Annotated in this window: 19 protein-coding genes; 12 read left to right on the forward strand and 7 right to left on the reverse strand. The window is 65.7% G+C overall.

Features of this window, described 5'->3' with window-relative positions; translation table 11 throughout:
* Positions 1-131: 131 nt before the first annotated feature.
* From PWP93_RS10305 to proC, 6 genes are all read left to right on the forward strand, one after another.
* Positions 132-1547 (forward strand): FAD-binding oxidoreductase, encoded by a 1416-nt coding sequence (locus tag PWP93_RS10305; RefSeq protein ID WP_421044422.1) that lies wholly within the window; start codon positions 132-134, stop codon positions 1545-1547.
* Between the two features lie 40 nt (positions 1548-1587).
* Positions 1588-3093, forward strand: coding sequence for an FAD-linked oxidase C-terminal domain-containing protein (locus PWP93_RS10310; RefSeq protein WP_421044423.1), 1506 nt, complete (start codon positions 1588-1590; stop codon positions 3091-3093).
* 177 nt (positions 3094-3270) lie between these two features.
* Complete coding sequence (glcE, locus tag PWP93_RS10315) at positions 3271-4359, forward strand: glycolate oxidase subunit GlcE (protein WP_421045063.1); 1089 nt, start codon at positions 3271-3273, stop codon at positions 4357-4359.
* 18 nt (positions 4360-4377) lie between these two features.
* Positions 4378-5607 carry a glycolate oxidase subunit GlcF gene (gene glcF / locus PWP93_RS10320; RefSeq protein ID WP_421023066.1) on the forward strand — a complete coding sequence of 410 codons (1230 nt, stop codon included), beginning with the start codon at positions 4378-4380 and terminating at the stop codon, positions 5605-5607.
* Between the two features lie 187 nt (positions 5608-5794).
* Entirely contained in the window at positions 5795-6517 is a 723-nt protein-coding gene (locus PWP93_RS10325; RefSeq protein WP_421045064.1) for a YggS family pyridoxal phosphate-dependent enzyme, read from the forward strand.
* A gap of 22 nt (positions 6518-6539) precedes the next feature.
* Positions 6540-7355 (forward strand): pyrroline-5-carboxylate reductase, encoded by an 816-nt coding sequence (proC, locus tag PWP93_RS10330; protein ID WP_421044424.1) that lies wholly within the window; start codon positions 6540-6542, stop codon positions 7353-7355.
* Between the two features lie 83 nt (positions 7356-7438).
* Here the strand turns inward: proC and ubiA are convergent, their stop codons facing one another.
* The 6 genes from ubiA to recG form a co-directional block, all read right to left on the reverse strand.
* Positions 7439-8302 (reverse strand): 4-hydroxybenzoate octaprenyltransferase, encoded by an 864-nt coding sequence (gene ubiA / locus PWP93_RS10335; protein WP_421023064.1) that lies wholly within the window; start codon positions 8300-8302, stop codon positions 7439-7441.
* A gap of 131 nt (positions 8303-8433) precedes the next feature.
* Positions 8434-8922, reverse strand: coding sequence for a Dps family protein (locus PWP93_RS10340; protein ID WP_413186334.1), 489 nt, complete (start codon positions 8920-8922; stop codon positions 8434-8436).
* A gap of 110 nt (positions 8923-9032) precedes the next feature.
* A complete protein-coding gene (locus PWP93_RS10345; RefSeq protein WP_421044425.1) occupies positions 9033-10490 on the reverse strand; it encodes a catalase in 1458 nt (485 codons plus the stop codon).
* Positions 10491-10521: 31 nt separating this feature from the next.
* Positions 10522-10644 (reverse strand): hypothetical protein, encoded by a 123-nt coding sequence (locus PWP93_RS10350; RefSeq protein WP_421023060.1) that lies wholly within the window; start codon positions 10642-10644, stop codon positions 10522-10524.
* 201 nt (positions 10645-10845) lie between these two features.
* Positions 10846-11805 carry a LysR substrate-binding domain-containing protein gene (locus tag PWP93_RS10355; RefSeq protein WP_421023059.1) on the reverse strand — a complete coding sequence of 320 codons (960 nt, stop codon included), beginning with the start codon at positions 11803-11805 and terminating at the stop codon, positions 10846-10848.
* Positions 11806-11997: 192 nt separating this feature from the next.
* Positions 11998-14391: an ATP-dependent DNA helicase RecG gene (gene recG, locus PWP93_RS10360; RefSeq protein WP_421044426.1), complete on the reverse strand. Its 2394-nt coding sequence runs from the start codon at positions 14389-14391 to the stop codon at positions 11998-12000.
* A 165-nt stretch (positions 14392-14556) separates the two neighbouring features.
* On the opposite strand from recG, the gene queA reads away from it, so the two are divergent.
* The 5 genes from queA to secF all read left to right on the forward strand — a co-directional run bounded on the left by queA (position 14557) and on the right by secF (position 20734).
* Positions 14557-15630 carry a tRNA preQ1(34) S-adenosylmethionine ribosyltransferase-isomerase QueA gene (gene queA, locus PWP93_RS10365; protein WP_421023057.1) on the forward strand — a complete coding sequence of 358 codons (1074 nt, stop codon included), beginning with the start codon at positions 14557-14559 and terminating at the stop codon, positions 15628-15630.
* A gap of 103 nt (positions 15631-15733) precedes the next feature.
* The gene (gene tgt / locus PWP93_RS10370; RefSeq protein WP_421044427.1) at positions 15734-16933 is read left to right on the forward strand and encodes a tRNA guanosine(34) transglycosylase Tgt; all 1200 of its coding nucleotides are present in this window, start codon (positions 15734-15736) and stop codon (positions 16931-16933) included.
* Between the two features lie 292 nt (positions 16934-17225).
* Positions 17226-17555: a preprotein translocase subunit YajC gene (gene yajC / locus PWP93_RS10375; protein ID WP_035526866.1), complete on the forward strand. Its 330-nt coding sequence runs from the start codon at positions 17226-17228 to the stop codon at positions 17553-17555.
* Positions 17556-17707: 152 nt separating this feature from the next.
* Positions 17708-19768 (forward strand): protein translocase subunit SecD, encoded by a 2061-nt coding sequence (gene secD / locus PWP93_RS10380; RefSeq protein WP_421044428.1) that lies wholly within the window; start codon positions 17708-17710, stop codon positions 19766-19768.
* A 15-nt stretch (positions 19769-19783) separates the two neighbouring features.
* A complete protein-coding gene (secF, locus tag PWP93_RS10385; RefSeq protein ID WP_421023054.1) occupies positions 19784-20734 on the forward strand; it encodes a protein translocase subunit SecF in 951 nt (316 codons plus the stop codon).
* Between the two features lie 118 nt (positions 20735-20852).
* Here the strand turns inward: secF and PWP93_RS10390 are convergent, their stop codons facing one another.
* Entirely contained in the window at positions 20853-21335 is a 483-nt protein-coding gene (locus PWP93_RS10390) for a YceI family protein (RefSeq protein ID WP_421045065.1), read from the reverse strand.
* Positions 21336-21919: 584 nt separating this feature from the next.
* Between PWP93_RS10390 and PWP93_RS10395 the strand changes: the two genes are divergently transcribed.
* On the forward strand, positions 21920-22771 hold the full coding sequence (locus PWP93_RS10395; RefSeq protein WP_421044429.1) for a paraquat-inducible protein A: 852 nt from the start codon (positions 21920-21922) through the stop codon (positions 22769-22771).
* The last annotated feature ends 9 nt before the right edge of the window (positions 22772-22780 follow it).

Consider the following 22780-nt stretch of genomic DNA (forward strand, 5'->3'; position numbering starts at 1 on the left):
GCCAAGGCCTGTTTGCGGGCCTGTTCGCGAGCGAGCCGTGGGCAGCGGACCGCGTCCTCAAACGTTGGGCGTAAAATGAACCGCGCTCCGAATTCCACCACGCGTTACGTTCAAATGAAGGAGACCCCCGCGTGAATCATCCCGCGCCGCCGGCCTTTGCACGCCGCCCGTTCCCCACCGATCTCCTCGACAAACTGCGCAGCGCGTTCGGCGAACGCGTCTCCACGTCCGAAGCCGTGCGCGCGCATCATGGCCGCGACGAATCGCGCTTCGACCCGCAACTGCCCGACGCCGTCGTGTTCGCGCAGAACACCGAGGAAGTCCAGTCGATCGTGAAGCTGTGCGCGCAATATGGCGTGCCCATCATTCCCTACGGCAACGGCTCGTCGCTCGAAGGCCATCTGCTCGCGGTGCAGGGCGGCGTCTCGATCGACCTCTCGCAGATGAACCGCGTGCTCTCGATCAACGCCGAAGACCTCACCGTCACCGTGGAGCCCGGCATCTCGCGCAAGGCGCTCAACGAAGCGCTGCGCGACACCGGCCTCTTCTTCCCGATCGACCCGGGCGCGGATGCGAGCATCGGCGGCATGTCGGCAACGCGCGCTTCCGGCACCAACGCCGTGCGCTACGGCACGATGCGCGAGAACGTGCTGGGCCTCACCGCCGTGCTTGCGGACGGCCGCGTCATCAAGACCGGCACACGCGCGCGCAAGTCGTCGGCGGGGTATGACCTCACGCGTCTCTTCGTGGGCTCCGAAGGCACGCTCGGCGTGATCACCGAAATCACCGTGCGGCTTTATCCTCAGCCCGAAGCGGTGTCGGCGGCGGTATGCGCGTTTGCCTCCATGGCCGAGGCCGTGCGCACGGTCATCGAAACGATTCAGATGGGCGTGCCGATCGCGCGCGTGGAATTCATCGACTCGCTCGCAGTGCGCGCGATCAATCGCCACTCGAACCTGACGCTGCGCGAAAAGCACACGCTGTTCTTCGAGTTCCATGGCACCGAAGCTGGCGTCGCCGAACAGGCACAGCTCGTGCAGGAACTGGCCGCGCAAAACGGCGGCGAGGGTTTCGAATGGGCGACCCGCCCCGAAGACCGCAGCCGCCTGTGGAACGCGCGCCACAGCGCCTACTTCGCGATGCTGCAACTGCGGCCCGGCTGCCGCGCCGTGACGACCGACGTATGCGTGCCGATCTCGCGCCTCGCCGAATGCGTGGTGGAGACGGAGGCCGACCTCAAGGCCTCGCCGCTACCCTGCCCGATCGTGGGCCACGTGGGCGACGGCAACTTCCATGTCGCGATCCTGATCGACCCGGACAAACCCGAGGAAATCGAGGAAGCCGAGCGCCTGAACCACCTGATCGTGCAGCGCGCGATCAGGATGGACGGCACCTGCACGGGCGAGCACGGCGTGGGCCTGCACAAGATGGACTTCCTCGTGGAAGAGCATGGCGCCGACACGGTCGACACGATGCGCGCCATCAAGCACGCACTCGATCCGCACAATCTGATGAACCCCGGCAAGATCTTCAGCTGGGCGGCATAACACGCAGTCAACAATCATCCTGCATGGGAGCGGAGAAGACATGAACGCACCGGAGGCGAAGTTGCCGGAACTCACGCCGGAAGTGCTCGCGCAGCGACAGCGCGAAGTGGTTCAGGCGTTGATGGCGGTACTGCCAGCGCACTGCCTGCTGCACCGCGAAGAAGACACGGTAGCCTATGAATGCGACGGTCTTGCGGCCTACCGGCGCCTGCCGCTTGCCGTGGCGCTGCCGGAAACGGAATCGCAGGTGCAGCGCATCGTGCAGATCTGCCGGCGCCTGGACGTGCCTGTCGTGCCGCGCGGCGCGGGCACGGGCCTCTCGGGCGGCGCCATGCCCATCCGCCACGGCATCGTGCTCTCGCTCGCGCGCTTCAAGCGCATTCTCGAAGTCGATCCCTACGCGCGCACGGCCACGGTGCAGCCCGGCGTGCGCAACCTCGCGGTGTCCGAAGCGGCTGCGCCTTACGGCCTTTATTACGCGCCCGATCCGTCCTCGCAGATCGCCTGCACGATCGGCGGCAACGTCTCCGAGAACTCGGGCGGCGTGCATTGCCTCAAGTACGGCCTTACGGTGCACAACGTGCTGCGCGTGCGCGCGGTGACGATGGATGCCGAGATCGTGGAATTCGGCTCGCTCGCCCCCGACGCGCCAGGCCTCGATCTGCTCGCGGTGATGATCGGCAGCGAGGGCATGTTCGCCATCGTCACCGAGGTCACGGTCAAGCTGATTCCGCGCCCGCAGACGGCGCAAGTCATCATGGCGAGCTTCGACGACGTCGTGAAAGGCGGCGACGCGGTGGCGGGCATCGTTGCCGCAGGCATCATTCCTGCCGGCCTCGAGATGATGGACAAGCCCGCCACGCGCGCCGTGGAAGAGTTTGTCAACGCGGGCTACGACCTCGACGCCGCCGCGATTCTGCTGTGCGAATCCGATGGCACCCCCGAGGAAGTCGCCGAGGAGATCGCGCGCATGACGGTCGTGCTGCGCGAGCACGGCGCGACCCGCATCCAGATATCGCGCACCGAGGAGGAGCGGCTGCGGTTCTGGTCCGGCCGCAAGAACGCGTTTCCGGCGGCGGGCCGTATTTCGCCAGACTATTACTGCATGGACGGCACTGTGCCGCGCCGCGCGATTGGACCGCTGCTTGCGCGCATCCACCAAATGGAAACGCAATACCGGCTGCGCTGCATCAATGTGTTCCATGCGGGCGACGGCAACATGCACCCGCTCATCCTCTTCAACGGCAACGACCTCGACGAGTGGCACCGCGCCGAGGCGTTCGGCGCGGATATCCTCGAAGCCTGCGTGGAACTGGGCGGCACGGTCACGGGCGAGCACGGCGTGGGCATCGAGAAGATCAATTCGATGTGCGTGCAGTTCTCGCGCGAGGAGCGCGACGCGTTTCATGCCGTGAAGCACGCGTTCGACCCGGCCGGCCTGCTCAATCCCGACAAGGGCATTCCCACGCGCGCGCGCTGCGCCGAGTACGGCAGGATGCACGTGCGTGGAAACCTGCTGCCGCATCCGGATCTGCCGCGCTTCTAAACCGCACCTTCAGGCCGCGCTTTCAAGCCGCATTAGCAGGTCCGGCGTGCGCACCGCGAGCCGGTGCGCACGCTGAAATGCAAGATGCATGACCCATGCGGGCCTGCCCCGGGTTGCCAGAGTGAGGCGCGTCAGTACAATCGAGCGAACCACAACGACAAACGCGCCATGGAAATCATGGAAGAGGACGATATCGTCACGACGTGGTCCGAGCGCATTCGCGCGGCCACCGCGGACGGACACACGCTGCGCATACGCGGCGGCGGCACAAAAGACTGGTATGGCCAGACACTCGAAGGCGAAGTGCTGGATACGCGCTCGTACCGGGGCATCATTTCTTACGACCCGGCCGAGCTCGTCATTACCGCGCGCGCCGGCACGCCGCTCATCGAAATCGAGCACGCGCTCGCGACGCACGGCCAGATGCTCCCCTTCGAGCCGCCCCACTTCGGCCCGCAGGCCACCTTCGGCGGCTGCGTCGCCGCTGGCATTGCCGGGCCGCGCCGCGCAAGCGCGGGTGCCGCGCGCGACTTCGTGCTGGGCGCGGTCGTCATGAACGGCCACGGCGAGGTGCTGCATTTCGGCGGCCAGGTCGTGAAGAACGTGGCCGGATATGACGTCTCGCGACTGATGGCAGGCTCGCTCGGCACGCTTGGCCTGATTCTCGAGCTATCGGTGAAAGTGCTGCCCTTGGCGCAAGCCGAGACCACGCTCAAGTTCGACATGAACGGCACGGACGCCGTGCGCAAGCTCAACGAATGGGGCGGCCGGCCGCTGCCGATGACCGCGAGCGCCTGGCGCAACGGCACGCTGGCCGTGCGCCTCGCGGGCGCGGAGGCCGGCGTGAAGGCCGCGCGCGCGCTGCTGGGCGGCGAAGTCGTGGATGCCGTGGAAGCCGAGCGCTTCTGGGCGGGACTGCGCGAGCAGACCGACCCGTTTTTTGCCTCGATCGCGCCGGACGCCGCGCTGTGGCGTCTCGCCCTGCCCTCGATTGCCGAGCCGTTGCAACTGCCGGGCACGCAACTGATGGAATGGGGCGGCGCGCAGCGCTGGTGGATCACCGAAACCGATGCGCAAACGGTGCGCATCAGCGCGAAGCAGGCCGGCGGCCATGCCACGATGTTCCGCACGGGCGCCAACTACGACCGCAGCGCCGGGGTGTTCACGCCGCTGCCCGCGCCGCTCATGAAGATCCACCGCGGCCTGAAGGCTGCGTTCGACCCGGCCCGCATCTTCAATCGCGGACGCCTTTATTCCGACTTCTGACAAGACCTTCACGCCGCAATGCAGACGAACCTCGCGGACTTCATTCGCAACACTCCCGACGGCGACGAAGCCGACGCGATCCTGCGCAAGTGCGTGCACTGCGGCTTCTGTACCGCGACCTGCCCGACTTATCAGTTGCTTGGCGACGAGCTCGACGGCCCGCGCGGACGCATCTATCTGATGAAACAGATGGTGGAAGGCGCGCCGGTCACGAAAAGCACGCTCACCCACCTCGACCGCTGCCTGACCTGCCGCAGTTGCGAGACCACCTGCCCTTCCGGCGTGCAATACGGCCGGCTCGTGGAAGTGGGCCGCAAGCACGCCGAGCAGATGGTGTCGCGTCCGTTGCGCCAGCGTCTCGTGCGCCGCTTCCTCGCGGGCTTCCTGCCCAGCCGCATGCTGTTCTCGCCTACCATGCGCGTGGCCCAGCAAATGCGCGCACTGCTGCCGCGCCGCCTGCGCGACAAGGTGCCGGTGCGCCAGCGCGCGCTCGCATGGCCCACCACGAAGCACCCGCGCAAGATGCTGATGCTCGCGGGCTGCGTGCAGCCTTCGATGATGCCGAACATCAACGCGGCCACGGCGCGCGTGCTCGACGCGCTCGGCATCGAAACCGTGGTGGCGCCGCAAGCCGGCTGCTGCGGCGCTATCCGCCTGCATCTGGGCTACGTGGACGACGCGCTCCACGACGTGCGCGCGAACATCGACGCCTGGTGGCCGTACGTCGAGCAAGGCGTGGAAGCGATCGTCATGAACGCCTCGGGCTGCGGCGCGACGGTCAAGGAATACGCGCACCTGCTGCGCAACGATCCGGCCTATGCGGACAAGGCGCGGCGCATTGCCGGGCTCACGCGCGATCTCTCGGAGATCCTGCCCGCGTTCCAGGACCAGCTCCTCGCCGCCACGCGCCGGCGCGGCATTCACACCGTGGCGTATCACCCGCCCTGCACGCTGCAGCACGGCCAGCAACTGCGCGGCGGCGTGGAGAAGGTGCTCGCCGCGCTGGGCATCGACGTGCGGCTGCCCGTGGACAGCCACCTGTGCTGCGGCTCCGCCGGCACTTATTCGATCACGCAGCCGCGCCTGTCCTACACGCTGCGCAATCAGAAGGTGGAGCGGCTCAAGGCGCTGGAGCCGCAACTGATCGTTTCGGCGAACATCGGCTGCATCGCGCACCTGCAAAGCGGCACGACCATTCCGGTCACGCACTGGATCGAACTTGTGGAACATATGCTGGCGGCCAATTGAATCCCGCGGTTTCGATGACGATCCAGCATAGCGAGACGCAACGCTCGCCAACAGTCGGCCAATCGGCATAGGGCTTTCGACAAGCCGCAAAGCGGATTTCATGCGCCGGGCGCGGTCCGAATGGTCCGTATAATTGCCCTTTCGCACCCATGCGCCACTTGCGGCTGCGCAGCCAGCCTCCATGCCGATGACCGATTTCGCCCACAATCTCGAAGCCGTCCGCCAGCGCATCGCCGCCGCCGCGCGCAATGCCGGCCGCGCGCCGGAATCCGTCGCGCTGCTCGCGGTATCGAAAACCTTTCCGGCACAGGACGTGCGCGCCGCACACGCAGCGGGCCAGCACGCTTTCGGCGAGAACTACGTGCAGGAAGCCGTCGACAAGATCGAGGCGCTCGCCGACCTGCGCGCCAGTCTCGAATGGCATTTCATCGGACCATTGCAGTCGAACAAGACGCGCCTCGTGGCCGAGCGCTTCGACTGGGTGCATTCCGTCGACCGCCTCAAGATCGCGCAGCGCCTGTCCGAGCAGCGCCCGGCCGGCATGGCGCCGCTCAACGTGTGCCTGCAGGTGAACGTGAGCGGAGAGGCCACCAAGAGCGGCGTCGCCCCGCAGGAAGCCGCGCAGGTCGCGCACGCGATTGCCGCGCTGCCGAATCTGCGCCTGCGCGGGCTGATGTCGATCCCGGAGCCCGAAGCCACGCTCGAGGCGCAGCGCGCGCCGCATCGGCAGTTGCGTGAACTACTCGACTCACTGCGCGACTCACTACACGATTCGTTGCGCACCGACGGCCTCACGCTCGACACGCTCTCGATGGGCATGTCGGCGGACCTCGAAGCCGCCGTGCTCGAAGGCGCGACCATCGTGCGCGTCGGCACCGCGATCTTCGGCACACGCGATTACTCCCACTGATTCACTGACGCTCACCATCACCATGAAAATTGCCTTCATCGGCGGCGGCAACATGGCCGCTGCAATCATCGGCGGCTTGATCCGCAAGGGCGTGTCCGCCAGCGACCTGTACGCGATCGATCCCAACCAAGACGCGCGCAAGCGCAGCGCGGATCAGTTCGGCATCCGCACCGGCGCGGCCCCTGACAGCACGCTCGCCGAATACGACGCCATCCTGCTCGCAGTGAAGCCGCAGATCGCCAAGGCGGTGGCGCAATCGCTCGCGCCGCACCTTGGCGCGCATCAGGTCGTGATCAGCATCATGGCGGGCATCCGCATCGAAGATCTGTCGCGCTGGCTGGACGGCCACGCGCGCGTCGTGCGCACGATGCCCAACACGCCCGCGTTGATCGGCATGGGCGCGACGGGCCTCTGTGCCGGCAGCGGCGTCGACGCGGCAGGCCGCGAACTGGCGTCGAACGTGCTCGGCGCAGTGAGCCAGACCGTCTGGTTCGACGACGAGAGCAAGATCGACGCCGTCACGGCCATTTCGGGCAGCGGCCCGGCCTACGTGTTCTATTTCATCGAAGCGCTCGAAGCCGCGGCCCGCGAACTCGGCATGGACGAGCAGCAAGGCCGAGCGCTCGCCATCGCCACCTTCACGGGCGCGGCGCAGCTCGCGCTGCAGTCGGACGAGCCGCCCGGCGTGCTGCGCGAGCGCGTGACGTCGAAGGGCGGCACCACCGCCGCGGCGCTCGCGTCGTTCGACGCGTCGGCCATCAAGGACGCGATCGTGCGCGGCGCGCTGGCCGCCGACGCGCGGGCGAAGGAGATGGGCGAAGAATTCGGCAAGCAGTAATTCGCCGGGCCTGCCAGGCCGCCCACGTAAAAAAGCGCCCATGGGCGCTTTTTTAACAACTGGTCCGGGCGGAGCCGGATCGGCTACATCGCGCCCGCAGCGTAGTGCGCCGCGATCCCCGCAAACAGCGCGCCGCCCAGCCAGTTGTTATGGCGGAACGCTGCGAAGCACGGCATGCGCTCGCGGTCCTTGATCAGCGTGTAGTGGTAGATCGCGCAGCCCGCCGCCGCCGCCCAGCCGAGCCAGTACAGCGCGCCCAATTGCAGCGTCGCGCCCACCCAGACGTAGATGCCGAGCGTGGCCGCATAACAGAGCATGACTGCGAGCACGTCGAACCGGCCGAACGTGAGCGCGGAGGTGCGGATGCCGATCTTGATGTCGTCGTCGCGGTCGACCATCGCGTATTCGGTGTCGTAGGCCACCGACCAGAACACGTTCGCGACGAGCATGATCCACGCGAGCATCGGCACCTGATCCTGGATGGCGGCAAACGCCATCGGAATGCCAAAGCCGAACGCGATGCCCAGATACGCCTGCGGAATTGCGAAAAAGCGCTTCGTGAACGGATACGACCCCGCCACGAACAGCGCCACCACCGAAAGCTGCTTGGTGAGCGCATTGAGCGGCAGGATCAGCAGGAACGAAACGAACGCGAGCACGATGGCAATCGCCACCGCTTCCCATGCGTGGATGCGGCCCGAGGTGATGGGCCGCTCGGCCGTGCGCTTCACGTGGCGGTCGAAGTCGCGGTCGGCGTAGTCGTTGATCGCGCAGCCCGCCGAGCGCATGAGCACCGTGCCCACCGTGAAGATCACAAGCAGCGAGAGCGACGGATGGCCATTCGAGGCGATCCACAGCGCGTTGAGCGTCGGCCACAGCAGCAGCAGGCTGCCGATCGGCTTGTCCATGCGGACGAGCCGCAGATAGAGCGGGAGTCGGGCGAACATGATGGGAACGGGAAAAACAATGCCGCCTATTGTAGGCGAGAGCGGCGATGCGCCGCCGCCCGCCCATCATCGGGCCCGCAATCGTCCCCCACGCCGGCGGGCCAGCATCGATCCCCGCATCAAGGCCAGCATCAGCCCAGCATCGAGCGCAACATCCACGCCGTCTTCTCGTGCGTCTGCATGCGCTGCGTGAGCAAGTCGGCGGTCGGCTCGTCATTGGCGGCTTCCGTCGCCGGGAAGATCGCGCGCGCGGTGCGCACCACGGCTTCCTGGCCTTCCACGAGCTGGCGAATCATGTCCTCGGCGGCCGGCACGCCATCGGCTTCCGGAATCGACGAGAGCTTCGCGAAATCCTTGTAGCTGCCCGGCGCGTGCACGCCCAGCGCGCGAATACGCTCGGCGATGGCATCCACGGCCAGCGCCAGTTCGTTGTACTGCGTCTCGAACATCAGATGGAGCGTGTTGAACATCGGCCCCGTGACATTCCAGTGGAAGTTGTGCGTCTTCAGATACAGCGTGTAGGTGTCCGCGAGCAGATGCGAAAGCCCCTGCGCGATCTTCTTGCGATCCTTGTCGCTAATGCCGATGTTCACGTGCTGCACAACAGGTTTCTTAGCCATGAGAACTCCTTTCGGTTATTCGGGCTCAATGGCCCATCAGGGTGACGAGGTGCGCGAGCCCTTGCGTAGCGGGCGCCAATGCAACGCCGCGCCCCATCTCTCTTTCGCGACTACCGCGCCGCCTTGCGCGTCTCGGCGAGCGCGGCCATCGCCGCGATCACGCCTTGTGCGTATGCCGGATCGGCGCGGCGGAAATGCTCGATCTGCCGCTGCACGACGTCGTCGGGCACGCCCTTGATGGCTCGCGCGATATTGCCGAAGAGCCGTTCGCGCTGGCCCGCATCGAACAGGCGGAACAGCGCGCCTGGCTGGCTGTAGTAATCGTCGTCCTCGCGGTGATCGTAGTGACCGACCGCCCCCGCCGCGAGCGCCGGCTCGCCGGTCTGCGGACGCTGCGCAAAGTCGCCGAAGCGGCTCGGCTCGTAGTTCACGGTGCCGCCGAGGTTGCCATCGGTGCGCAGCGCGCCGTCACGATGGAACGAGTGGAACGGGCAGCGCGGCGCGTTCACCGGAATCTGATGGTGATTGACACCGAGGCGATAACGCTGCGTATCGCCATACGAGAACAGACGCCCCTGCAACAGACGGTCCGGCGAGAAGCCGATGCCCGGCACTACGTTGGCGGGCGTGAACGCGGCCTGCTCGACATCGGCGAAATAGTTCTCCGGATTGCGATTGAGCTCGATCGTGCCCACGTCGATCAACGGGTAATCCTTGTGCGGCCACACCTTCGTGATGTCGAACGGGTTGTACGGAACCCTGGCGGCATCGGCCTCGGGCATCACCTGAATACGGAAATGCCACTTCGGGAAGTTCCCCTTCTCGATCTCGTTGTAGAGATCGCGCTGCGCGGACTCGCGGTCTTGCGCGACCACCTGCGCCGCTTCGGCGTCCGTGAAGTTCTCCACGCCCTGCGCCGACTTGAAGTGGAACTTCACGTAGAAGCGCTCGTTGTTCGCGTTGATGAACGAGAACGTGTGCGAGCCGAAGCCATGCTGCTGCCGGTAGTTCTTCGGAATGCCGCGATCGCTCATGACGATCGTGACCTGATGCAGCGACTCCGGGTGACGCGACCAGAAGTCCCACGCGGCGACGTTGCTGCGCAGGTTCGTGCGCGGATCGCGCTTTTGCGTGTGGATGAAATCCGGGAACTTGAGCGGATCGCGAATGAAGAACACCGGCGTGTTGTTGCCGACGACGTCCCAGTTGCCCTCTTCCGTGTAGAACTTGATCGAGAAGCCGCGCACGTCGCGTTCGGCGTCGGCGGCGCCGCGCTCGCCCGCGACCGTCGAAAAGCGCATGAAAAGCGGTGTTTCCTTGCCGACTTCGCTAAACACTTTGGCCTTCGTATAGCGCGAGATGTCGTGCGTGACCTTGAGCGTGCCGAACGCGCCGGAACCCTTTGCGTGCACGCGGCGCTCGGGAATCACTTCGCGGTCGAAGTGTGCGAGTTTTTCGATGAGCCACACGTCCTGCAGCATCACGGGACCGCGCGGGCCGGCGGTGAGCGAATTCTGGTTGTCGACGACGGGCGCGCCTGCTGCTGAGGTAAGGGTACGGTCTGTCATTCTGGACTCCTGATAAGAGTGGGTAGGTCGGTCAGGCGGCGAGCGCCCGGTCAACGAGCAACGAAAACGCGACAGTACGCAGACCCTTAATGACGCTCGCTGAGGCGGGCGCCTGAGTCATTACGGCGACGGTATTGGGAACGTTGGTTTGCATCGCTTTCTCCAGTTCGTCCTGAGTGGATCGGTGTGAAGAACTTTATCAAACGCTATTGACAATAGAAATTTGATTTATTTAATCTATCGAATAGGCGTGACTTATTGGGGGTCGCGCGATAGAAAGCGAAGGGGAAAGTCGGGAAGGTAAGCATGGCCCCACGCGCAATGGACGCGCGGGGCGATAAAACCCAGGCGTGCCTCAAGCCGCCTCGGCGGGCGCTTCGACCCGCTTCACGCCCGGCAGCTCGCAGGCGTGAATCGCATCGACAATCGCCTCGATTGCCGGCATCCGCGTGAAGCTCTTGCGCCACGCCAGCACGACCCGGCGGTCCGGCACCGGCTCGTCGAACGGCACGTACGAAAGCAGGCCCGAATCCACGCCGCCCGCATGCGGCTTCACCTCGGTGACCGACATGCGCGGCAGCACCGTGATGCCCACGCCGCTTGCCACCATATGGCGGATCGTCTCAAGCGACGAGCCTTCGAAGGTCTTCTGGATGCCGTCGGCGTTCTGCGAAAAGCGCATCAGCTCGGGACAGACGCCCAGTACGTGGTCGCGGAAGCAATGGCCGCTGCCGAGCAGCAGCATGGTTTCCTGCTTGAGGTCGTCGGGGTCGATCTTTTCGCGCTGCTCCCACGCATGGCCCGAGGGCAGCGCGACCACGAACGGCTCGTCGTAGAGCGCACGCAGCGTAAGCCCGGTTTCGGGAAACGGCAGCGCCATGATGGCCACGTCGATCTCGCCTTGCTTGAGCAGCTCGATCAGCTTGAGCGTGTAGTTCTCCTGCAGCATCAGCGGCATCTGCGGCACGCGCTTGATCATCTGCTTGACGAGCGTGGGCAGCAGGTACGGGCCGATCGTATAGATCACGCCCAGACGCAGCGGGCCAACGAGCGGGTCCTTGCCCTGCTTCGCGATTTCCTTGATGGCGAGCGTCTGCTCGAGCACGCGCTGCGCCTGCGTCACGATTTGCTCGCCGATGGGCGTCACGCTCACTTCGCTCGTGCCGCGCTCGAAAATCTGTACGTTCAGCTCGTCTTCGAGCTTCTTGATTGCCACTGACAAGGTTGGCTGGCTCACGAAGCACGCCTCGGCGGCCCGTCCGAAGTGGCGCTCGCGGGCAACAGCAACGATGTATTTCAGTTCTGTGAGCGTCATTTCTTTGGGGACCAATCAAAAGAGGTGAATCAATAGTTTGTACTTATACACCTATGGCGGTCATTCGCCAATAATCAACACCCCTATGCGGGGCGGGATCACATGAACGCTCAGACGGCACAGCGGCGCTCGGGTTCCGCGCATGTGTCACTTGCGCTGGCGACGACGTCCGCAGTCAGCCCGGTGCCTTCGTCAGGCCTTCAGGTACTGCTCGCGCGCACCGAGCCAGCGGTTCAGATGCTTCGTGACGACGTGCGGCCATTCGCGCAGCAGACACTCCGCCGCGTCTCGCGCGGGGTCGATCAGCCAGGCGTCGTTTTCGAGGTTCGCGAAGCGCAGCATGGCCGCGCCCGACTGGCGCGCGCCGAGGAACTCGCCGGGACCGCGAATCTCCAGATCGCGGCGCGCGATCTCGAAGCCGTCGGTGGTCTCGCGCATGGTTTGCAGCCGCGCGCGTCCGGTCAGCGAGAGCGGCCCGCTATAAAGCAGCAGGCACACCGACGCCGCACTGCCGCGCCCCACTCGTCCGCGCAACTGGTGCAGTTGCGCGAGCCCGAAACGCTCGGCGTGCTCGATCACCATCAGTGAGGCGTTGGGCACGTCCACGCCCACTTCGATCACCGTGGTCGCGACCAGCAGCTGCACTTCGTTGCGCGAAAACGCGTCCATCACGGCGGCCTTGTCCACCGACGCAAGCCGCCCGTGCACGAGCCCGACCGTGAGCTCGGGCAGCGCGGCCACGAGCGTTTCATAAGTCTCCACCGCGGTCTGCAGCTGCAGCGTCTCGCTTTCCTCGATCAGCGGACACACCCAGTACACCTGGCGCCCTGTGAGCGCCGCCGCGCGCACGCGCGCGATCACCTCTTCGCGGCGAGAGTCTGAGATCAGCTTCGTGAGAATGGGCGTGCGGCCGGGCGGCAGCTCGTCGATGGTGGAGACGTCGAGGTCCGCGTAATACGTCATGGCGAGCGTGCGCGGGATGGGCGTCGCCGACATCATCAACTGGTGCGGCTGGAACTCGCGCGCGGGCGCGGCAGCCGTTCTCTGCCCCGTGGCCTGCTCCGGCGTCTTCGCGTTCTGGGCCTTGGCGCGCAGCGCGAGTCGCTGCTCGACGCCGAAGCGATGCTGTTCGTCGACGATCACCAGACCGAGCCGCGCGAATTCCACGGCGTCCTGAATGATCGCGTGCGTGCCGATCACCAGTTGCGCGGTGCCCAGCGCCGCGGCTTCGAGCGCGGCGCGCTTTTCCTTCGCCTTGAGGCTGCCCGAGAGCCACGCCACCTGCACGCCGAGCGGCTCGAGCCAACCGCGCAGCTTGCGCGCGTGCTGCTCCGCGAGGATTTCGGTGGGCGCCATGAGCGCGGCCTGATAGCCAGCGTCGATGGCCTGCGCGGCCGCGAGCGCCGCGACGACGGTCTTGCCGCTGCCCACGTCGCCTTGCAGCAGACGCTGCATCGGGTGCGGCTCTTCGAGGTCGCGCGCGATCTCCTCGACCACGCGCTGCTGCGCCCCGGTGAGCGTGAACGGCAGCGCCGCGCGCAGGCGCGCGAGCAGCGCCGTGCCCGAATCGCGTCCGGCCACGTGGCGCGCCATCGCGGGCGCGGCGCGCGTGCGGCGCTCCTCGTGCGCGCGCTTGAGCGAAAGCTGCTGCGCGAGCAGTTCGTCGAACTTGATGCGCGTCCACGCGGGGTGCGTGCCGTCGATCAACTCGTGCTCGTCGGCGTCCACGGGCGGATGGTGCAGCGTCTTCACCGCATCCATCAGTTGCGGCAGATTGAGCGGCGCCAGGAACTCGCGCGCAACGGCTTCGGGCAGGAGTTCAGGCAGCGAGGCGCGCGAGAGCGCATTGTCGATCGCCTTGCGCAAATACGCCTGGCTCACGCCGGCCGTCGACGGATAAACCGGCGTGAGCGCCTGCGGCAGCGGCGTCTCGCCTTCCACGACCTTCACCGCCGGATGCACCATCTCCATGCCGAAGAAGCCGCCGCGCACGTCGCCGCGCACGCGCAGGCGCTTGCCCACGGCCATTTGCGTGACCTGCGAGCCGTAGAAGTTCAGAAAGCGCAGATGCAGTTCGTCGCCGCCCGCGCGCTCCGGGTCGCGCAGCTTCACGAGCAACTGGCGGCGCGGGCGATAGGCGATCTCGTTGTCGAACACCACGCCTTCGGTCTGCGCCATGCCGCCCGGCAACAGCTCGCCGATGGGCGTGAGCGTGGTCTCGTCCTCGTAGCGCATCGGCAGATGCAGCACGAGGTCGATGTCACGCGTGAGGCCGAGCTTGGCGAGGCGGTCAGCGGTTTTGGCGAGCTTGGGCTTGGGCTTGTCCTTGGCCGTAGCGCCCTCGCCGCCTTTCGCTGTGGCTTTGTCCGTGGCTTTGTCGGCGGATGGCTTGCGGGCCGCGCGTTTGCGCGGCGCTGCGGTTTGCGGCGCTTGCGGCTCGCGCACGTCGTCGTGCGCTTCGCTCGTGGCATCGGCTTGGGAAATCAATCGGCTAACGGACGAGGGCATGAGCAGCTTCGCAAGTACAATATCGGCTTTCCGGCAAGGCGCGGCGCGTAACGCGCGACTCGCGCGTTCCACGGGCATGTCCCAAACGCGCGGGCACGTCCCGCAATCATAGCCGCTCGCTGTACGCAGGCGGCCATTGCGGCCGCATTTTGGGGCGCAACCGCGGGCCATCGCCCGGCGGTTCATCGGCTCGAAAGCAGCGCACCCCGGGTCTTAAGCCGTATTTCCGTTTCATCAGTCCGCATGTTCAAGCTTTCCGATTTCGACTTCGATCTCCCTGCCGAGCTGATCGCTCAAACCGCCCTGCCCGAGCGCAGCGCGAGCCGTCTGCTGGAGGTGGACAACACCGCGCAGTTGCCACGCCAACCCGCGCGCCTCACCGACCGCCGCTTCGCGGAGCTGCCCGCGTGCATCGCGCCCGGCGACCTGCTCGTGTTCAACGATACCAAGGTGCTCAAGGCGCGCTTCTTCGGCCAGAAGGCCAGCGGCGGCAAGATCGAGGTGCTCGTCGAGCGCCTGACCGGCGCGCGCACGGCGCTCGCGCAGATCCGCGCGAGCAAGAGCCCGGGGCCCGGCACCGTGCTGCGTCTGGCCGATGCGTTCGACGTCACGGTGGGCGAGCGCGTGGAACCGTTCTACACGCTGCATTTCCCCGACGACTGCCTCACGCTGATCGAGCAATTCGGCCGTCTGCCGCTGCCGCCCTACATCACGCACGACGCCGACGCGAACGACGAGACGCGTTACCAGACCGTGTTCGCGCAAAACCCGGGCGCGGTGGCCGCGCCCACGGCGGGCCTGCATTTCGACGACGCGCTCCTCGCGCGGCTCGACGCGCAAGGCGTTGAGCGCGCCACGCTCACGCTGCACGTGGGCGCGGGCACGTTCCAGCCGGTGCGCGTGGAGAACATCGCCGATCACACGATGCACAGCGAGTGGTATCAGCTGCCGCAATCGCTCGTCGACAAGATCGCCGCCACGCGTGCGCGCGGCGGCCGCGTGATCGCGGTGGGCACCACCTCGATGCGCGCGCTCGAAGCCGCCGCGCGCGATGCGGCGAACGCGGGCCGGGAACTCGCCGCCACGTCCGCCGAGACCGACATCTTCATCACGCCGGGATACCAGTTCCGCGTGGTGGACCGGCTCGTCACGAACTTTCACCTGCCGAAGTCGACGCTCCTGATGCTGGTTTCGGCGTTCGCGGGCATCGAGACGATCCGCGCCGCCTATCGTCACGCGATCGAAGAGCGTTATCGCTTCTTCAGCTATGGTGACGCGATGCTGCTGAGCAGAACCGAAAACGCGCTCAGCGCCTGACAGGGTTCGCACACTTTTCCCAAGCCGTCGCGCGTAACACATACGTGCGACGGCGTTTCACTATCTGCGCCGGACTGTTTTCCGGTTGCACAGGAGTTACCGCATGACCGACGGTCATCCAAACAACGCACGCGCCGAACACGGCGCATACCTGGGCGAACGCCCGCAAAACGGCCTGAAATTCGAACTGCTCGGCACCGACGGCCAGGCACGCCGTGGCCGCGTCACGCTCAATCACGGCGTGGTCGAAACGCCGATCTTCATGCCGGTGGGCACCTACGGCACCGTGAAGGCCACCCAGCCGCGCGAGCTCGAGGAGATGCAGGCGAAGATCATCCTCGGCAACACCTTCCACCTGTGGCTGCGCCCGGGTCTGGAAACGATCGAGGCGCACGGCGGCCTGCACCGCTTCATGGGCTGGAACCGGCCGATCCTCACCGATTCGGGCGGCTTCCAGGTGTTCTCGCTCGGCGACCTGCGCAAGATCTCGGAAGACGGCGTGCGCTTCGCCTCGCCCGTGAACGGCGACAAGCTGTTCCTCTCGCCCGAAGTGTCGATGCAGATCCAGAAGGTGCTGAACTCGGACATCGTCATGCAGTTCGACGAATGCACGCCCTACGCGACCAACGGCGTGCCGACCACGCACAAGGAGGCGGCCGATTCCATGCGCATGTCGATGCGCTGGGCGCAGCGCTCGATCAACGAGTTCAATCGCCTTGGCAATCCGAATGCCCTCTTCGGCATCGTGCAGGGCGGCATGTTCGAGGACCTGCGCGACGAATCGCTCGCCGGCCTCTCGCAGATGCCGTTCCACGGCTACGCGATCGGCGGACTTTCGGTGGGCGAGCCCAAGGAAGACATGATGCGCGTGCTGGAATACATCGCGCCGAAGCTGCCCGCCGACAAGCCGCACTACCTGATGGGCGTGGGCACGCCCGAAGACCTGGTGGCGGGCGTGGCCTCGGGCGTCGACATGTTCGACTGCGTGATGCCCACGCGCAACGCGCGCAACGGCTGGATCTTCACGCGCTTTGGCGACATCAAGATCCGCAACGCCGTGCACCGCAACTCGCTGCGCCCGCTCGACGAGCAATGCGGCTGCTACACCTGCCGCAACTTCACGCGCGGCTACCTGCACCATCTGCACCGCGTGGGCGAGATTCTCGGCGCGCAGCTCAACACGATCCACAACCTGCACTACTACCTCGAGCTGATGAGCGAGATGCGCACGGCCATCGAAACGAAGACGTTCGAGGCGTTCAGGACGCGTTTTGCCGAAAACCGCGCGCGCGGCGTGGATTGAGCGCGGTCGTGGCGGAAGTGTTGGCCGCGGCGCTTTCGAAGCTTTCCGATATCGGAATACGACGAGCGCCGCCAGACTTTACAATTACCTTTCGCTTCGATGGTGCTTCATGAGCGCTTTTCCGGCCAGGCCAAACGCGTCGCATCCCACCCAGGCGGGCCAATACGTGATAACAGCTTGATCGGAAAGCCCATTTTGCGCCGTCGTCGCGTATCTTGCCGGTGGTAGAATATCCGGCTCGCTTTTTGATCGTATCTTTGATCGTAGTGATCGTATAAACGGAGAGACCAACGTGTCGTTCATTTCCAATGCCTTCGCCCAAGGCTCCGCAGTCGGCGGCGCAGAATCGAGCCTGATGAGCTTCCTGCCGCTCATTCTGATGTTCGCCGTGCTGTACTTCATCATGATTCGTCCGCAGATGAAGCGCCAGAAGGAACACCGCAACATGCTCGCCGCCATGGCCAAGGGCGACGAAGTCATCACGAGCGGCGGCATCGTCGGCAAGGTGACCAAGGTTAGCGAAGCCTACGTCGGCGTCGAAATCGCGGACGGCACGGAAATCACCGTGCAGAAGTCGTCGGTCTCGACCATCCTGCCGAAGGGCACGATCAAGTCGCTGTAAGCCTTTAGCGATCGTCTTCTCCAGGCCGCTGCGTTTATCGGTGGCCTTGCGCGTCCGGCCCTGCCGCTGAAACGCCCGCAAGGGCATCATGAAGGCGCGGTCGGACGCGCGCACATCGTGCAGGCCATTTCCCTCCCCCGTTGGGCCAACCAATGAACCGTTACCCCCTCTGGAAATATGTCGTGATGCTGGTGGCGCTCGTCATCGGCCTCGTGTACACATTGCCCAATTTCTTCGGCGAAGCGCCGGCGGTCCAGGTATCGAGCGGCAAAGCCACCGTCAAGCTGGACTCGGGCACGCTCGCGCAGATCGAAGCCGCGCTGCCCGCGAACAACATCAAGGCCGACGACGTCACGTTCGACAACTCGTCGCTGAACGCGAACATCCGCGTGCGCGTCGCCGACACGGACACGCAGCTGCGTCTGAAGGACGTGCTCGCGAAGACGCTGAACCCCGACCCGAACGACCCGAGCTACATCGTCGCGCTGAACCTGCAAAGCGCCTCGCCCCGCTGGCTGACGGCGCTGCACGCGCTGCCGATGTACCTCGGTCTGGACCTGCGCGGCGGCGTGCACTTCCTGCTGCAGGTCGACATGAACGGCGCGCTCAACAAGAAGCTCGACTCCGACGCTTCGGACGCACGCACCATCCTGCGCGACAAGAACATCCGCGACGGCGGCGTGAACCGCGTCAACCAGAGCGTCGTGATCAACTTCGCCGACCCGGCCGTGGCCGAGCAGGCGCGCAAGGTGCTCTCGGGCTCGAGCGGCGTCGCCGAGCTCGTCTGGGCCACGCAGAACGCGCCCGATGGCGGCGCGCAGCTCGTCGGCACCTTCACGCCGGCCGTGAAGAAGTCGGTGCAGGACGCCGCGCTCAAGCAGAACATCACCACGCTGCATAACCGCGTGAACGAACTCGGCGTGGCCGAGCCCGTAATCCAGCAGCAAGGCAACGACCGCATCGTGGTCGAGCTGCCGGGCGTGCAGGACACCGCGAAGGCGAAGGACATCATCGGCCGCACGGCCACGCTCGAAGCGCGTCTCGCCGACCCGAACGGCCTGCATCCGAACCCGTCCGATCCGGTGCCGCCGGGCGACGAGCTCTTCACGCAAGGCAACGTCGGCCCCGTGCTGCTGCGCAAGCAGGTGATCTTCACGGGCGACCGCATCATCGACGCCTCGGCGGGCTTCGACGAGCACAACCGCCCGTCGGTGAACATCCGTCTCGACTCGGCGGGCGGGCGCTCGGTGCGCAGCGTCTCGCGCGACAACATCGGCAAGCCGATGGCGATGGTGCTGTTCGAGAAGGGCAAGGGTGAAGTGCTCACGGTGGCCACGATCCAGTCGGAGCTCGGCGACCGCTTCCAGATCACGGGCCAGCCCACGCCGCAGGCGGCCGCCGACCTCGCGCTGCTGCTGCGCGCGGGCTCGCTCGCCGCGCCCATGGACATCATCGAGGAACGCACGGTCGGTCCGAGCCTGGGCGCGGACAACATCCGCAAGGGTTTCGACTCGGTGGTCTACGGCTTTGCCGCGATCGCCGTTTTCATGATCTGCTACTACCTGCTGTTCGGCCTGATCTCGATGATCGGCCTCTCGGTGAACCTGCTGCTGCTCGTGGCCGTGCTCTCGCTGATGCAGGCCACGCTCACATTGCCGGGCATCGCGGCTATCGCGCTCGCGCTCGGCATGGCGATCGACGCGAACGTGCTGATCAACGAGCGCGTGCGCGAAGAACTGCGCCACGGCGCGCCGCCGCAACTGGCCATTCAGAACGGCTATGCGCACGCCTGGGCCACGATTCTCGACTCGAACGTGACCACGCTCATCGCCGGTCTCGCGCTGCTCGCGTTCGGCTCGGGCCCGGTGCGCGGCTTCGCGATCGTGCACTGCATCGGCATTCTCACTTCGATGTTCTCGGCGGTGTTCTTCTCGCGCGGCATTGTGAATCTCTGGTACGGCGGCAAGAAGAAGCTCAAGTCGCTGGCCGTGGGCCAGGTGTGGCGTCCGGAACCCGAAACTGCAGGTGCGCCCGCGCTGGGCGCGTCCGACGCCGGCACGGATCTCGGCCGTGCCATGGCAACGGCTGCGAAGCCTCGCGAAACCGGAAAAGCCGCGGCGAAAGCCGGCTCCAAGGGCGCCGTGCGCGCCAAGCCGGTCGTGCGCCGCCGCAACAATCCTGGCGACCCCGGCACGCCGGGCTCGTCGCGCTGACACGGAGTCGAGAACATGGAATTTTTCCGCATCCGCAAAGACATCCCGTTCATGAAGCACGCGTTGATCTTCAACGCGATTTCCTTCATCACGTTCATCGCGGCGGTGTTCTTCCTGTTTCACCGCGGCCTGCATCTGTCGATCGAATTCACGGGTGGCACGGTCATCGAGGTGCAGTATCCGCAGGCGGTCCCGCTCGAGCCCGTGCGCGATTCGCTCGCGAAGATCGGCTATAACGACGCCCAGGTGCAGAACTTCGGCACCTCGCGCGACGTGTTGATCCGCCTGCCGATCAAGCAGGGCCTCTCCTCGGCGCAGCAAAGCGACCAGGTGATGTCCACGCTCAAGGCCGACAATGCGCAGGTGCAGTTGCAGCGCGTGGAATTCGTCGGCCCGCAGGTCGGCAAGGAACTCGCCACGGACGGCCTGCTGGCGCTCGCGTGCGTGGTCGCCGGCATCATCATCTATCTGTCGTTCCGCTTCGAGTGGAAGTACGCCGTGGCCGGCGTGATCGCCAACCTGCACGACGTGGTGATCATTCTCGGCTTCTTCGCGTTCTTCCAGTGGGAGTTCTCGCTCTCCGTGCTCGCTGCGGTGCTCGCGGTGCTCGGCTACTCGGTGAACGAGTCGGTGGTTATCTTCGACCGGATTCGCGAGACCTTCCGGCGCGAGCGCAAGATGACCGTCATGGAAGTCATCAACCACGCGATCACCAGCACGATGTCGCGAACCATCATTACCCACGGCTGTACGGAAATGATGGTGCTCTCCATGTTCTTCTTCGGCGGCCCGACGCTGCACTACTTCGCGCTTGCGCTGACGGTGGGCATCCTGTTCGGCATCTACTCGTCGGTGTTCGTGGCCGCGTCGCTCTCGATGTGGCTCGGCGTGAAGCGCGAGGATCTCATCAAGGACAAGAAAGAGAAGTACGATCCGAACGATCCGAACGCGGGCGCCCAGGTTTAAACCCTGCCCGGCGTCGCATACGATCGAACGCGATCGAACGCGATCGAACGCAATGGAAAGCAAAAAGCCGGTTCTCGCGAACCGGCTTTTTTTTCGCGCGTTGCTCACTCGTTGGCCGCTACTTGCGCGTAACGACGATGTGAAACTTGATCAGCACTTCGTCCGCAACGGTCGAGGTGTCCTTCCACTCTCCCGTGCCAATGTCGAACGCGAGCCGATGAATGGGCAGCGTGCCGTCGAAGGTCTGCGTCGCGCCCTGCTGGGTGAGCACAACCGGCGCCACGACGGGCTGCGTATGCCCCTTGATCGTCATGTTGCCGCTCACGCTGTACTGGTTCGGACCCGTCGGCGTGATCGACGTGGAGACGAAAGTGGCCTGCGGGTAGGCCTTCGCGTCGAACCATTGGGGACCGCGCACCGAATCGTTGTAGCTCGCGTCGCCGAGATCGTAACTGCCGGTATCGACCGTCAGGCGCGCCGTGCCCGCCGCCGGCTTCGCCGGATCGAAGTTGATCTGCGCATCGAACTTCGTGAAGCGGCCCTCCACGGGCACGCTCATTTGCCGCGAGACGGCCACGATCGTGCTCTTGCCCGCGTCCATTTGCGCCCAGACCGCACTGCTCGCGGCCAGCAGCGCCGGCACCACGAGCACGCGGGTCACGATGGCCACGGCGCGTGCGAGCGCCGCCCGCACCTTGCCCGCGCGCGCCCGGCCTCCAGCCAAACGCGCGATTGCGATCAATGCTTCCATGCTCTTCCCCACCCCGGGCGCCGGGAGCCTCCGCCAATGGTACCCGCCGCCCGCGCGAGCCCCTGGAGGGATGGCCGGTCACTCGGCCGCTCAGAACGAAAGATAACCTGGCGGCGCGCATGCATGCACCTGCGGGATCGCGCGTTGCTCCGCCCGCGTGATGCGGCGCAACACGGGAATGCGGCAAGACCCGCGACGGGAAGCCCGCTTGCCTACTTGCGTTGGCGCACAACTGTGGCACAGCCGCGGTACGCAATAGCAACAAACATGGCACACTCTCGCGCCGCTCGGGCGGTGACGCAGCCCGCCGCCTCCGCTCGCCGAAGCACGTATTGCCGGCCTCCTTTGGTAACATGGCCGGCAGTGCAGATGCCGTGCCGTTGCGGCACCAGCGCTTTTCGTTCCTTTCACGTCGTTTTGCGTCTTCTGCCCGCATGGCCCTGGACAATCTGATCGCGTGTCACGAATGCGACGCGCTCTACCAAAAGCCTCGCCTGCTCGGGCGACAAAGCGCACGCTGCACGCGTTGCGGCGCCACGCTCTATAGCAGCGCGTCGTCGCAGCTCGACCGCATCTGCGCCATCACCGTCGCCGCGCTCGTCACGTTCGTCATCGCCCAGTCGTTTCCCATCATCGAGCTCGATGCCAACGGAATCGTCTCGCAGTCGAGCCTCTTCGGCGCGCTCGTGGTGCTGTGGAACGAGAACATGCAGATCGTCGCGGTGATGGTCTTTTGCGCCACCATCCTTAGCCCGCTCACGGAACTGGTCGCGCTGCTCTATGTACTCCTGCCGATCCGGCGCGGCGTCATTCCACCGGGATTCAACCTCGTGCTGCGCACGATCCAGTTCGTGCGTCCCTGGGGCATGCTCGAAGTCTTCATGCTGGGCGTGCTCATCACCATCGTGAAGATGGTGAGCCTTGCCCGCGTGATTCCGGAAACCGCGCTGTTCGCGTTCGGCACGCTCACGCTCATGATCACCGTGGTCCTGACCTTCGACGCACGCACGCTATGGGACATCGCCGACGACCTGCGCGAACGCCAGCGTGCCGCGCGACTGGGCGGCGCAGGGCCGGCGGACAGCGGAACGGGGTCGGGCGGCGGACCCGACATCGGCCCGGACGGACCAAGCGGACCAAGCGGACCAAGCGGACCAAGCGGACCAAGCGGACCAAACGGCCCGAAGCTCCCGAACCACCCGCTCTCCAGCCCCGAAATTCGCGATCCGGCCGCGCCGAAGCAGCCCGGCGGCAGCGCCGACGCCTCTGGCTTGAGCCCTCGATGAACCCAACGA

This window comes from Paraburkholderia sp. A1RI-2L (assembly GCF_048957375.1).
Classification (GTDB): Bacteria; Pseudomonadota; Gammaproteobacteria; order Burkholderiales; family Burkholderiaceae; genus Paraburkholderia.